This is a genomic window from Candidatus Krumholzibacteriia bacterium (assembly GCA_035268685.1).
Classification (GTDB): Bacteria; Krumholzibacteriota; Krumholzibacteriia; order JAJRXK01; family JAJRXK01; genus JAJRXK01.
The window spans coordinates 1-14,328 of sequence record DATFKK010000137.1 but is presented as its reverse complement, the minus strand read 5'-3'; the positions used below and the strand labels follow the sequence as shown (position 1 = coordinate 14,328).

General features: G+C 69.0%; 7 protein-coding genes. All 7 read right to left on the bottom strand.

All coding sequences use genetic code 11. The features are described from left to right. Positions 1-452: DUF5752 family protein (locus VKA86_13170; GenBank protein ID HKK72164.1), on the bottom strand; the 452-nt coding region annotated here is incomplete at its 3' end. Continuing rightward, the gene (locus VKA86_13165; GenBank protein HKK72163.1) at positions 449-2,872 is read right to left on the bottom strand and encodes a glycosyl hydrolase family 65 protein; all 2,424 of its coding nucleotides are present in this window, start codon (positions 2,870-2,872) and stop codon (positions 449-451) included. The genes VKA86_13165 and VKA86_13170, both read right to left, overlap by 4 nt. Further along, complete coding sequence (otsB, locus tag VKA86_13160; GenBank protein HKK72162.1) at positions 2,869-4,491, bottom strand: trehalose-phosphatase; 1,623 nt, start codon at positions 4,489-4,491, stop codon at positions 2,869-2,871. Before otsB ends, VKA86_13165 begins: the two co-directional genes overlap by 4 nt. A 109-nt stretch (positions 4,492-4,600) precedes the next feature. Further along, complete coding sequence (ligA, locus tag VKA86_13155) at positions 4,601-6,664, bottom strand: NAD-dependent DNA ligase LigA (protein ID HKK72161.1); 2,064 nt, start codon at positions 6,662-6,664, stop codon at positions 4,601-4,603. Continuing rightward, entirely contained in the window at positions 6,661-8,382 is a 1,722-nt protein-coding gene (polX, locus tag VKA86_13150; protein HKK72160.1) for a DNA polymerase/3'-5' exonuclease PolX, read from the bottom strand. The genes ligA and polX overlap by 4 nt, the downstream gene beginning before the upstream one ends. Positions 8,383-8,489: 107 nt before the next feature. Then, entirely contained in the window at positions 8,490-13,370 is a 4,881-nt protein-coding gene (locus VKA86_13145; protein ID HKK72159.1) for a C25 family cysteine peptidase, read from the bottom strand. A 263-nt stretch (positions 13,371-13,633) separates the two neighbouring features. Then, positions 13,634-14,328 (bottom strand): FlgD immunoglobulin-like domain containing protein (locus tag VKA86_13140; protein ID HKK72158.1); only part of this gene is annotated, 695 nt, incomplete at its 5' end.

The following is a 14,328-nucleotide window of genomic DNA, read 5'->3' as shown; positions in this document are numbered from 1 at the left end:
CGCGGGTGCCTCAAGCGGATCTCGGTGTCGAAGACCACGATCTGCGAGCAGATGAACTCGAACTGCTCGGTCGGCCGCGTCCACAGCAAGTGGTCGGCCTCGTCGATGCGGTCGTCGACCAGGTCGAGGATCTCGGTCCGCAGCTCCTCGAGGTCGACGAAGCGGGCCGGGTGCAGAGCGGCCAGGCGTTCGGCCAGAACGGCGTCGTGGATCCCGTGACGAACCCACGATGCGAAGTCGTTGTTGAATTCCCGTTCCTCGAAGCGCGGCTGCAGCAGACCACCCCAGAAGTGGTGATAGATGCTCCCCGCCTCGATCGAGCGCAGGACCTCGCGGAATTCCTGCAGCGATCGGGCCTTGCGCCCGGTGGCGAGGGCCACCAGTGCACAGTCCTTCACGCGGAACACCTCGGTCTGCGGCGCGGTGGCGGCGCCCTCGGTTTCGGTCCTCATGCCTGTCCTTCCTGATCGAGCGGGATCCGGACCCGGCTTCCTGCTTCGAGTTCGTACTCCTCTTCGCCCAGACCGATGCGGATCGGCGGCTCCTGGCTTCGGAGCGCCCGGACGTCGAGCACCTGCCGGGTGATGTCGACCTCCAGGGCGTGGCCGCGGTAGTGGATGTGCTGATGCAGACGTGCGAGTTCGTCGGGCAGGCGGGGGTTGAAGCGCAGCACCTCGTCGCGCGGCTCCATTCCGGTGTATCCCCGCGTGAGGATGTCGACCGCGCCGGCCATCGAACCCAGGTGGATGCCCTCGGGGGTGGTTCCTCCCTGGATGTCGTCGATGTCGCTGCGCAGGGCGTCGCAGAACAAACTCCACGAACGGGCGCGATCGGAACGCGCCAGGACCCACGAGTGGACCACGCGACTCAACGTGGAACCGTGCGAGGTCCGGTGCAGGTAGTACTCGATGGTCCGCGGAATGTCCTCGGGATCGAAGCCGTAGCCCAGTCGATCGAAGATCGACACCAGCTCTTCCGACGAGAACAGGTAGAAGAGCATGAGGACGTCGGCCTGTTTCGACGCCTTGTAGCGATTCGGAGTGTCGTCCTCCGACTCCAGGATCCGATCGAGCCGCTGGATGTCGCCGTAGCGCTCGCGGTAGCCCTCCCAGTCGAACTCCTTCAGACCTTCGTAGCCTTCGAACTGGCTCGGGATGCCGTCCTCGTGGAAGACCACACGCAAACGCTCGCTGATCCGTCGCCACTCGTGGAACTCCGCCTCGTCCAGCGTGAGGGTCTCGCACAGTTCGCGCTGACGGACTTCGGACTGGTTCTCGAAGGCGTCGAGCGCGCGGCCGAGTCCCCAGGCGGCCATGACGTTCGTGTAGGTATTGTTGTCCAGTCCCGGTTCGGTCGCGCCGGGGTAGGCGTCGTGGTACTCGTCGGGGCCCATCACCCCCAGGATCTCGTAGCGCTCGAGTTCGGGATTCCAGGTCGCCACGCTCGCCCAGAAACGTGCGATCTCCAGGAGCATTTCCACTCCGTAGGTGCACATGAACTCGTGGTCGCCGCTCACCTGCGCGTGCTGCCACACGTTGTAGGCAATGGCCGCATTCACGTGGTACTGCAGGTGCGAGTGATCGGGAATCCAACGCCCCGAGCGCGGATTCAGGTGCAGGCGCTGGCTCTCCTCGCGACCATTGCTCCCGCTCTGCCAGGGGTACAGCGCCCCTCGGTACCCGGCGCGCGCCGCGGCCGCTCGCGCCTCTCCCAACCTCCGGTACCGATACATGAGCAGCGACCGCGTGATCTCGGGTAGGCGGAGGTTCAGCAGCGGGAACACGAAGAGTTCGTCCCAGAACACGTGTCCACGGTAGGCCTCACCGTGCCAGCCGCGCGAGGGCACACCGACGTCGAGGTCGGTCGTGTGGGGAGACACTGTCTGCAGCAGGTGGAACAGGTAGAGATGGACGATACGATCGGTGTCTTCGGCGCTCTCGTCGGGATGTTCGATGCCCACGTCGAAGCGCCGCCACAGCTGCTCCCACGCGCGCCGGTGGTGACCGAGCAGGTCCTCGAAGGACCCGGCCCGTCGCAGGATCAGATCGGCCTGCTGCCCGCACTCGGTACTGGCGTGATCGCGCGAGGTGGTCAGGGCCACGACCTTCTCCACGTGGAGGGCCGCGTCGGGCCGCACCTCCGATCCCAGATCCAGGCCGATCAGCCCGTCCTCGTCGACGCCACGGCGGCGGCCGGCGGAAACGCCCTCGCCGGCCACGATCCGTGTGCGTGCCGCCTGGACCATCACCAGGCGCGACTGTCGCGTGACCACGCGGGCCCGGACCGTCGACTCGTCCCGCTCGGTGGTTTCCACGATCTCGAGGTGTCGCCCGTCGAGTCGCCGGTAGCGCGCGACCCCGTCGTTGACGACGCCGGCGTCGATGGCCGACCGGACCTCCAGGTCGCCGCTCCAGTTGAGCGGAATCACGGTGGATTCGATCGCCGCCAGGTGCGGCTGCTCCATGTGCACGAGGCGTCGCTGTCGCAGTTCCGTTTCACGCCCCTGCGCGTCGCGGAAGCGGGTCCACCGCGCGAGCACTCCCGCCCGCAGGTCGAGTTCGATCTCGTGGTCGACGATCTCCATGTCCTCGGGGTCGATCCAGTCGCCCTGAGCGATGCGGTACCGGAGAACGGTCCAGTCGGGGAAGTTCACGAGGTCCTCGTTCTCGATCTCATGATCGGCGATCTCGGTCACCAAGCGGTCGTAGCCTCCCGCCAGGTAGGTCCCGGGATAGTGAACCTCTCCGGCGCGCGACTCGGCCAGAGCTCCGCGTGTGGCGAAATACCCGTTCCCGAGCGTCGTGAGCGCCTCGCGCAGCCCCTCTTCCTCGGGAACGAATCCGCGGTACCGCAGCGTCCAGGCCTCGGTCATGACCGGGCCGCCTCCCGCTCCGCGGCCAGACGCTCGAGGAAACGGCGCACCTCGTCGACGTCGCGGAGCCGATAGCTCGCTCGTGTACGCCGGCGCTCGGTGGTCACCACGATGCCGATGCCCTGCTCGCGCAGAACCGCGAAGGCATCCTCGTCGGTGGTGTCGTCGCCGATGTAGATCGTGGGGACCCGGTCCACGTCCGCACCGAGTTCGCGGGCCAACCAGCAGAGGGCCCGCCCCTTGTCCCACTCCATGGCCGGGCGCAACTCGAGGATCTCCTTGCCCCCGGTCCGCTCCAGACGATCGGGACGGCGGGCGTGTACGCGTTCGACCGCGGCGCGCACCTCGTCGACGCGGGCCCGGTCCACGCCCCGGAAGTGCACGGCCACCGCGAAGTGCTTGCGCTCGACCCGCGCGCCGTCGACGGCGTCGAGCGCCCCCCGCAGCTCGTGCTCGGCGTGGTCGAGGTCGTCGAGGAACTCCTCGCCGCGCCGGGCCCGGACCCGCGGACCATCGATCTCGAAACCGTGGCTTCCGGCGTAGTGGATCGACTCGATCCCGACGTGTCCGCGCACGTCGGCCAGGTCCCTCCCACTGACGATCGCGAGCGTGCAGGTCGTGGCCAGGCGCTCGAGGACGGCACGCATCGCGTCGTCGAGTTCGGCGTCCTCCGGGCGCGCAACGATCGGGGTGAGGGTGCCGTCGTAGTCCAGGAACACACCCAGGTCGTCGGCCGGATCCGCCTCGCCGATCAGGACGTCGAAGGCATCGAGGGCCGACGGCACGGGATCGCTCCCGTCGTCGTCCACGCGGACGGCGTCGAGTCCGGTGACCACCCGATCGGCCCCGGCATCGCGCAAAGCCGTGCCGCGGTGTTCGCGATCGACGCCGATCACCAGCCCGAATCCACCCCGCGCTCCTGCCTGCACTCCGACCAGGGCATCCTCGAACACCACGCACTCGGCCGGGTCCACCTCCAGTGCGGCCGCGGCCGCCTGGTAGACGTCGGGCTCGGGCTTGCCGGCCAGGCCACGGACCTCGGCGTCGACTCCGTCGACCTTGGCGTCGAAGGAATCGTCGAGTCCCGCGGCGGCCAGCACCGCGTCGGCGTTCTTGCTCGACGTCATGACGGCCACGCCCAGGCCGGCACGGTGCAGGGCGTCGATCAGGTCGGTGGCACCGGGCAGGATCTCGACCCCGTCGCGGTCGAGAAGCTCGCGGAAGATCCGGTTCTTGCGATTGCCCACACCGCAGACCGTGGCCCGATCCGGAGGATCGTCCGGTTCGCCGCGCGGCAGGTCGATGCCGCGAGCGTGCAGGAATGTCTGCACTCCTTCGTAGCGCGGCCGGCCGTCGACGTAGCGGCGGTACTCGTCGTCGGGATCGAAGGGGGAATGGTCCTCGCCACCCCGCTCGCCGCGCTCTGCGAGGAATGCATCGAAGGCCTGCTTCCAGGCGGCCGCGTGTGTCGACGCGGTGCGGGTGATCACACCGTCGAGATCGAAGACCACCGCGCGCCAGCGTCGCGGCGACAGCTCCAGAAGCTCGTCGTGGACGTCGTCGGGGTCCGGCGACATCACCCACGCGTGGTCCGGACCCTCGATCCCGGCGTGCGGCATCGTTCCCCTCCCATCTGTGCGCTCAGAGCTCAGAGAGTGCGGACCCCGACCGGCTCCATGGATCCGGTGCCTGCTCATTCGTCCATGGGGATCCACCCCACGGCGCGGGTCAGCCTTCGGCCTTCCGGGCGCGACCGAGCCGCTCGAGGAACTGCGGTTCGTCGAGCGTCTCCACGTCGTGCTCCTCGGCGTCTCGCGTCTTCGTGTCGCCGGGGTCCTTGCCCACCACCAGCAAGTCGGTCTCGCTCGACACGCTCGAGCGGGCCCGCCCGCCCTGCATACGGACGGCCTCTTCGGCCTCGTCGCGGGTCATGCTGTCGAGCGACCCGGTGAGGACCACCGTGCGTCCCTCGAGACGGTGCCCGCGCGGCACCGTCTCCGGCACCAGACCGTGGCGATCGAGAGCATCGAGGAGTTCCCCGTTGGCCTCGTTCGCGAACCACTCCTCGATCGACGCGGCGACCACCGGACCCATCCCCTCGACCCCCATCATGTCGCCACGATCGGCCGCGCGCAGCGCGTCGAGCGACCCGAAGGCCCGGGCCAGTTCGTCGGCCATCGCCCTGCCCACGTGCGGGATCCCCAGCGCGTGGACGAGACGCGGCAGGGTCACGTCGTCCTTCGCCGACTCGATGGCCCGGACCAGATTCTCGGCGCTCTTCCGACCGTGACCCTCGAGGGCGGCCACGTCGTCGACGTCGAGCGTGAACAGGTCGGCCGGACTCGACACCAACCCAGCGTCGACCAGCTGTTCGACGAGCCGCTCGCCCAGGCCGTCGATGTCCAGGGCCTCCTTGCTCCCGAAGTGCTGGATGGTCGCCCGGAGCTGGGCCGGGCACGACACGTTCGGGCAGCGGGTCACGGCCTCGCCCTCGGGCCGCACGACCTCGTGGCCGCAGGCCGGACACGTGCGGGGCAGGTGATAGCGCTCCTCGTGACCGTTCCGCTTGCTCTTCACGACCTCGACGACGTGTGGGATCACGTCGCCGGCACGCTCGACCAGGACGTGGTCGCCGATCCGGATGTCCTTCTCGTCGATCTGATCCTGGTTGTGCAGGCTCACGCTGCTGACCTCGACCCCGCCGATGTGGACGGGCTCGAGCTTCGCCACCGGGGTCAGGGCGCCGGTCCGCCCGACCTGGGCCTCGATGTGCTCGATCCGGGTCACGCGCCGACGCGAAGGGAATTTCCACGCGATCGCCCAGCGCGGATTCGACGCGCGCGTCCCGAGTTCGTCGTGGTCGGACAGGTCGTCGACCTTGAACACGCAGCCGTCGATCTCGTAGGGCAGGTCCTCGCGTTCGTCGCGCAGCTCGTGATACCGATCGACCCCGTCGTCCGGATCCTCGAGGCGCCGGACCCGATCGTCGGTCCGCAGGCCCAGATCGCGCATCAGCCGCAGACACTCCCAGTGCGTCGACGGGCCGCGGCGCGAGGACTCCATGATCTCGTAGAAGACGACCTTCAGGGGACGCTGCGCCGTGACGTCGGAGTCGAGCTGACGCAGGCTCCCGGCCGCCGCGTTGCGCGGATTGGCGAAGGTCTTGCGGCCGGCGTCCTCCTGCGCGCGATTGAAGTCGTCGAAGTCCTGCTTGTCCATGTACACCTCGCCACGCACCACCAGATGCTTCGGCATGCGCACGCCCTCCGGCTGCAGGCGCAGGACGACCTGCCGGATGGTGCGGACGTTCGCCGTGACGTCTTCCCCCGTGGAACCGTCACCACGGGTCGACGCGCGTGCGAGGTGACCGTCGTCGTACACGAGCTCGACACTCAGCCCGTCGTACTTCGGTTCGGCCACCAGGGGGAGCTCGCGAACGCCCAGCTCCTCCTTGCAGGTGTCGACGAAGTGTCGGAAGGCGTCTTCGTCGTCGACGGCGCGGAGGCTCATCATGGGCGCCGCGTGATCGACCGTTCCCAGTTCCTCGCGCGGAGGAGCTCCCACGCGCTGGGTGGGACTGTCGTCGGTCACCAGATCGGGGTGCGCTTCCTCGATCGCCTCGAGTTCGGCCATCAACTCGTCGTACTGGGCATCGGAGATCTCGGGGTCGTTCAGCACGTAGTAGCGGTGATCATGGTGACTGATCTCGTCGCGCAGTTCCTCGGCCCGCGACCGCGCCTCGGATCGGCTCATGGAATCGACCGCTTCGCGGACCTGCTTCCTGGTGCTCATTGCCCGCTCCGTCCCATCCGCTCGCGCAGGTCGTCCGGGCCCAGGGTGTTCAGCACGTCCCGGGCCCGCAGCCAGCCGCGCCGGCCCACTGCGATCGCGCCGGGCATCAGGTCGAGGCCCTCGGGGCGATGGGCGTCGGTGCCCAGCGTGAAGCGGACCCCCTCATGACGCGCGGCCATCACGTGGGTGTCGGGAAGATCCAGGCGCTCGGGTTGGGCGTTGATCTCGAGGCACACCCCGTTCTCGGCGCAGGCGGCGACCACCGTGTCGAGGTCGAAGCGCACCGGATCCCGGCTTCCGATCCGGCGGTTCGTGGGATGCCCGATGGTGTGGACGACACCACTCTCGGCCGCCGCGACGAGGCGGTCGGTCATCTTCGACTCGCCCACGCCGAGATCGTAGTGGACCGAGGCCACGACCCAGTCGAGTTCGGCCAGCAGGTCGAGATCGAGATCGAGGTCGCCGTGCTTCAGGATGTCGCACTCGACGCCGGCCAGCAGCCACAGGTCGTCGAGCTCGTCGTCGATCGCGCGGATCCGGCGCGCGTGGTCGCGTAGGGCTTTCTCGTCGAGCCCACCGGCGACGCTCACGCGTTTCGAATGATCGGTGATCGCCAGGTACTCGTACCCCCGCTCCCGCGCAGCGGCCGCCATGTCCTCGATCGAGGCCGTCCCGTCGGTCGCGTTCGTGTGCGTGTGCAGGTCGCCGCGGACGTCGTCGGCCTCGATCAACGCCGGCAGCTCGTCGTTCTCGGCCGCTTCGATCTCTCCGCGGGCCTCGCGGAGTTCCGGCGGGATCCACGCCAGGCCCAGACGATGGTAGACCGCGGCCTCGTCGTGCGCGGCCAACACGGTGTCGCCCTTGGTCAGACCGTACTCGCTGAGCTTCCAGTCGTGCTTCCGCGCGCGCTTGCGCAGCTCGATGTTGTGTTGCTTCGAACCGGTGAAGTAGAGCAGAGCGGCGCCGAAGTTCTTCGCTTCGAAGAAACGGAAGTCGATCTGCAGACCCGACTCGAGTCGCACCGAGGTCCGTTCGACACCGCGCGAGATCACTTCGTCGATGTCGTCGTGATCCAGGATCGCGTCCAGGGCTGTTTCGCGGTCGGAGGCCTCGACGAGGATGTCGAGGTCGCCGACGGTCTCGCGGCCGCGACGGAGACTGCCCGCCACTTGCCAGCGGTCCAGAGCATCGAGGGCGTCGAGGTGCGCACCGATGCCGCGGAGCCGATCGGCGGCATCGTGGGCCAGCATGCGTCCCGCCGTGCGCTCGAGCGTCTCGAGCCCGTCGAGGATCTTCTCCTCGGACTTCGCGCCCATGCCCTCGAGATCGCGCACGCGGTGGGCCTCGGCCGCGTCCCGAAGCTCGTCGAGGTCGTCCACGCCGAGCGCACGGTGGATCTGCATGGCCCTCTGTGGTCCGAGGCCGGGGACCCGCATGAGCTCCGCGGTGCCCGACGGAACCTCGCTCCGCAGTCGTTCCAGCCGATCACAGGTGCCCGTTTCCACAATCTGCGCGATCGCCTCGGCCGAACTGCTGCCGACCGACGGCAGCTCGGTCAGATCGGCGCCTTCGCCGACCATGTCCTCGAGCGGTCGCGAGTGGCTGCGAACCGTCCGGGCTGCGCCGCGGAACGAGCGCACCCGGAAGCGGCTGCCCTCCTCGAGCTCGATCAGATCGGCGATCTCGTCGAGACGGTCGGCGATGCGGGCGTTCTCCACGGCGATCCTCCCCGGGCGGACTCGCGCCCAGGGTGGATCGTCCGCGGAGTGGCCGGCATGGGGACCTCACCGGCCATCGGGTGGGGCGACCGCGGAACGCCCGCGGACTACTTCACGAGGGCCATCTTCTGCGCCCCGACGCGTTCGCCGTCGACCTCCAGAACGGCGTAGTAGACCCCCGACGCCACCGTCCGGCCCTGCGTGTCGAGACCGCTCCAGTCCACGCTGTGCCGGCCGGCCGCGAAGCCGCCCTGCGCCAGGGTCCGCACGCGGCGTCCCTGCACGTCGAAGACCTCGAGCCGCACGTCGTCCGACGCGCTGTCCAGCGCGAAGCCGATCGTGGTGCGGGGATTGAAGGGATTCGGCGTGGCCGCGCTCAGGACCGCACGTCGCACGGTCCCGGGGGTATCGCCGGCGGGTGCCGACGTGGCGATCTGGATCCCGAAGACTCCGGAGCGATTCACGTTGCCGCGGAAGGTGGGCCACGGGGCGAGCGCGGGATCGTAGGGCGCACCCGTGTCCCACACGTGGATCAGACGGTCCCACGTGGCAAGGGCCAGATCGAGGGTCCCGTTCTGATCGAAGTCGGTCAGTGTCGGCGTGGCGCGCACGAAACCGTTGATCGGAATCGGGAACCCACGCACCGGCTCGCCCGCGGCGGTGAAGGCGAACAGGGCGTCGTCGGCTTCGGTGCCGCCGATCCCGTACACCACGTCGAGCTGTCCGTCGCCGTCGACGTCGCCGACCACCGGACTCGACTCCGACAGGTCCTCGACCACGACCGGCCACCCAGCCAGTACGGTGCCGTCGGGATCGTAGATCTTCAGGGTGCTGCGGTACACTTGCTTGCCGTCGATGTTCGTCCGCGTGATCCCCACGGCCACGAACTCGAGGTCCGCGTCGGCATCGAAGTTCCCGACCGCCGGTGAGGGCGTGAGCGAATCGAAGTTCACGGCGTTGTTCGGCAGGTGGACCGGGAAACCAGGCTGGTTCGATCCGTCGGGCTCCCAGACGTACAACGAATCGTTCTCGCACGGCGCGATGATCTCGGTCACACCGTCACGATCGATGTCCGCCAGCGACGGACTGGCCAGGAAGACCGACTGCGGGGCGAACTGCTTCGGCCAACCCGGCGCATTCGTCCCCGACCCGTCGGTCCGCAGCGCGTAGAAGTAGTCGGGCGCGTTCGCGTTCTGGTACTTGCTCCCGAACAGGATCTCGAGGCTGCCGTCACCGTCGACGTCGAACAGGGCCGGCGTGGTGCGGCCGAAGAACTCGGTGTACGTGGTCCCTCCCACGTCCTGCTGCCGGCGCGGCGCGATCACTCCCACCGTCGAGGGATTCGCGTCCCCGTCGGCGACCTCGGTTCCGTCGTGGTGGAAGGCATAGGTGAAGCCACTCAGGTCGTTGATCACGATCTCGTTGTCGGGCACCGAGGCCGTGCCGTCGCCGTCGAGATCGCCGACCACCGCCGTGCCCCACGCCCAGTTCGCCAGCGTCTGCGGCCAGCCGGGCAGCACGTTGCCCTGCCCGTCGAGCACCAGGAGTTCACGCGTGTCGCGGTTCATGGCCACGATCTCCAAGCCGCGCCGGTTCGGATCGAGGTCCCCGAGCGTGATCGAGGAGGGTTCGAAGCGCGCCGACGCGTCGTAGATCGGACCGAAGGTCTGCGCGTCGTTGTCGCCGTCCAGCGGCTCCTGGCACTCGCCGTCGATCAGGTAGACGGTCTCGGCGCCGATCACCATGTCGCGAACCCCGTCGTCGTCGACGTCGGAGATCGCCAGCGCACCGCTCGTCTCGAGCCCGAGTGGCAGCGGGAAGCAGCTGATCTCGGGGGGATTGGTCGACGCGGCCAGTTCGTCGGACAACGGCCCTTCGACCCCGCCCGAGTCCACCGCGCTCACCGCGTAGTCGAAGGTCGTCAGCGGATCGAGGCCTTCGTCGAAGAAGGTGGCCGATCCGACCAGGACGTCGGGCGTGGCCAGGGTGAACGCCGGGGCACCGTCGGCCCGGCGGTACACCCGGTATCCCATCAGGTCGACGGCGGCGGACTTCGACCACTCGATCTGGATCCGCCCCGCGCCTGCGCTCGCCAGACTCAGCCCCTGCACCTTCGGCGGAGCGACCAGGTCGAAGGGATGGACGAGAGTGCGGCCCTGCGAGTCGGTCACGGTGAGCTCGGCCGACACGGCCGATGCGTCGCCGTTCACGGTGATCCCGAACGCATCGGTGGTCGTGCTCGCGACGCCCAGGGCACCCTCGATGGCCGGCCACGACGCCGACGTGTCGTCGACGATCGCGTCGCCGTCGGTGACCACGAGCGATCCCGTCAGTCCCTCGGCCGAGCCCGCACCGTAGTTCTTGAGGTCGACCAGCACGGTCGCGCTCTCCCCGCTCGTCACGATTCCGTCGCCGCCGTCGTCGAAGCGCAGACCGACCACCTCCAACTCCGCTGCTTCCAGCGTGAGGGCCTCGAGGTCGAGGACGGCCTGCCCACCCCCGTCGTCGACCAGGAAGCGCAGCTCCACAGCGTGACCGTCGGGGGCGGCAGGATCGATCTCCAGCGTGACCGGGGTGTCGGCCGACACCGTCGACGATCCGGCGACCACGCCGAAGCTGCTCAGGCTGTCGACCACCGTGACATAGGGGTCGTCCAAGCGCAGCAGGACGTCACCGCCGGGATGCTGGACTCCCGTGGCATTCCCGATGGTCGGAAGCAGGGCCACGCGCTCACCGGCCTCGGCCCGGCCGTTGTCGTTGCCATCGCTCGGGGCGTTCGCGTCGTCGTCCAGCGCGAAGCCCTGCACCGTGGCCACCGACTCGCTGCCCTCGACCACCGTCACGGTGGTCGACGTGGGCACGATCTGCTGTCCCGAGGCCCACACCGCGATGTCGCCGGGACTCTCGGCCGCGAAGTCCAGGGCCACGGAACCGTTGGGCCCGGTCGTCGCAACCATGGTGTCCTCGCCGTTCTTCGTCGCGCTCACGGTGACCCCCTCGAGGGGTACACCACCGGGGCCGAACACGAACAGCGAAGGATCCGCGTTGCCCAACGTGATCTGGGAGGGCGCTGCGATCGTCGCCTCGACGGGTTCGTCCCGGAACAGCGGCATGGCCGGGTCGCCGAGCAGCGTGTAGACCATCTGGGTCCACCGCTGCACGGTGTTGAACAGGGTGCTGACGAGAAAGGGCTGCCGGGACATGGTGTAGATGTCCCCCACGCGATCGACGCCCTCGCACAGCCACGCGCGATAGAACTCCTCCTGCAGCGGCTTGGCCGCGCTCGGGAAGGCCGCCCGCGAACTGCCGAGCGACGCCATGGCGCCCCCCTGCGGGTTGCGGACGAAACGCTCGTTGAGACAGTTGAAGTCGAAGGCCGACGAACTGCAGTTCAAGGAGTAGAGCAGGAAGTAGTTCGGGCCGTTGGTCAGTCCGTCGGCGTCGGCGGGCACGAGGGCGCCGGGCCCGACGCTCATGTTGAAGTAGAAGCCGTGCCCGACGTGGTGGAACACACCGAAGTTCCCGGTGTCGAGCGCGTCGATCACGCCCTGCGGACTCACGGGATTCGCAGCCGGGTAGTTCTCCGGGATCTCGTAGTGCCGTTCGACGTTCCAGGGCTCCGCCGCGCACGGCGCGAAGGCCGAGTCGATCAGGGCCTCGCTGAGGAAGGCACCGTCGAGCTGCACGGGGTCCCCGGTCTTCCATCCCAGCGGGAAGAGGACCTCGCTCGCCAGGAGCGCGCCGTGCTGCCAGTCCGTGGTCGCCGGGATCTCGTAGGCGATGACCTTGTCGACGAAGGCCTCGGCACCGGCCACCGTGGTGACGGTGGCCCGGCCGACCGACACCTCGGCGTCGAAGTCCGCGTCGTCGCCGCGGTCGGCGCTGCTGCGATAGTGCTCACCGAAGACCGCGTCCCCGTCGGCGTTCCAGTTCCCGTCGAGACCCCCGTAGTACAGATCGGTGGGAATGTCGGTGAACGACCCCGAAGGGTAGAAGTCGTTGCGCACGTAGCGCGTCGGTACGATCTGGGTGTCGCCCCCCAGCAGAAGGTAGTCCACTCCCCACAGCGAGTAGGCATCGCGCACGTAGTTGCGGAGGGTCTCGGCCAGGTCGACACCCTTCCGGGTGGTGGCGAGCACGTCCTCGACCGTCACGACCAGGGACGACATCCCCAGCCGATTGCGATGGTCGGCCAGACGTTGGAACGACGGAGCCAGCTCGCTGGTGGTCAGGATCAGGTGCTGCACCGGCCGGCTGTCGAGCGTGGGACCGACCGCGGCCGAAGCCTCGACGGAGACCGGGGCGTCGAGCGCCGCGGACTTCCGGTCGACACGGATGCGCGTGGGGTCGACCACTCGGCGCCGGAGGGCATCGGTCACCCGCCGGTCCCAACCGGGCAGCGCTCGCTCCCGCCGCACGATGTCGCCGGGGGGATCCGCGGGCCCGAAGGTCACGTCCAGGGTCGCGCCCTCGCGCAGCCACACGTCTCCGCGCGCGTCCACGCGCACGGGATAGACCTCGACCGTCACCATGGCCTGACCGTGCCACACCCGCCGCCCGACCGGGCGCGCCTCGACGGGCGGGTAGTACACAGCATCGGCGAGCTGTTCGTCGGAGAAGACGGACTCGACCCCGAGGCCCCGCGCCTCGAAGGGCTCCAGCGGCTCGACGACCCGGGGCGCCGCGTCGAGAGGCACCCGGACCCACTGCCCGCCGACGAGCCCGGCCGACACCACGGTCCGATCGGGCGCGACGGCGAAGGTGAAGGCCCGCGCGGGCAACTCGGGACGACCCGTGTGGCGCAGGGCGTGGGCGCCCGGCAGCACCAGCCGGACCTCACCGTCGCTCGCGGTCACGCTCAGGTCCGCGGCGCGGAGCTCGAGGTCGACCGTCGCTGCGCGACCCGGGGCGACCAGGGCTACGACGATCAACGTGCTCAGGATCAGAAGGTGGGGAGCCGTGGTCAGTACACGTACGGCAGGGCGCATGGGCGTGGAAATCCTCCGGCCTCGAGTCCTCGTGACTGGATCGTTGCGATCACCCGGACCGCAGCGAAGCGATTCCCTCCGGACGGACCGGCGGGTTTCGGAAGGTCAGGACCTTAGCAAGCGCGCGGTGGGATCTCCCGAGGGGCGTTCGTACGGGTCGAATGGCGCTGGCGAGTCGGTGGGTGCTCCCCCAGAGCCACTCCAGTCTAACACCGGTGCGGAAGGCGGAGCAACCGCCTCCCGCACCGGATCGTGGCGTGGGGCTACTTCACGAGCATCAACTTCATGGTCTGGTTCTGGCCGGCCGCGCTCAGGCGGGCGAAGTACGCACCCGAGGCGACCCTCTGTCCGCGTTCGTCGGTGCCGTCCCACGTCACGCGGTGCTCTCCGGCTCCGAGGGGAGCCGACAGGAGCGTCCGCACACGACGGCCCGTGACGTCGTACAGCTCGAGCACGGTCGGGACCCGCGCACCCGCGGTGCCCGGAATCTCGAAGACCACCGTGGTCGAGGGGTTGAAGGGATTCGGCACGGCGTTCTTCAACGCCAGGCGCCGCGTGGGCACGGTCACCGCCGACGACTCGAACGCGAAGGCGCCGTTCGCCGCCGCGATACGGTACACGTAGCTCTCGCCGCTGACCGCCGAGGCGTCGACCCACGTCAGTTCGGGACCCTCGAGGCGCAGGTCATCCGCGACACGCGTCCACGTGTCGGCATCCGCCGCCCGCCGATCGACGACGACGTCGATACCGACCACGGCTCCGCCGGTGAACCGCGTCTCGAGCATCATGCCCTCGACACCGGCCCGGACGTCGACGATCGCGCTCACGGCCGAGGTCGCCTGGTCCTCCAGGAACACGCCCGTGCGTCGGTTGTTGACCTGGAAGGTCGGCCAGGGAGCGAGGTGCTCGTAGAACGGGAACGGCATGTCCCACACGTGCAGGAACAGATCGAAACCGG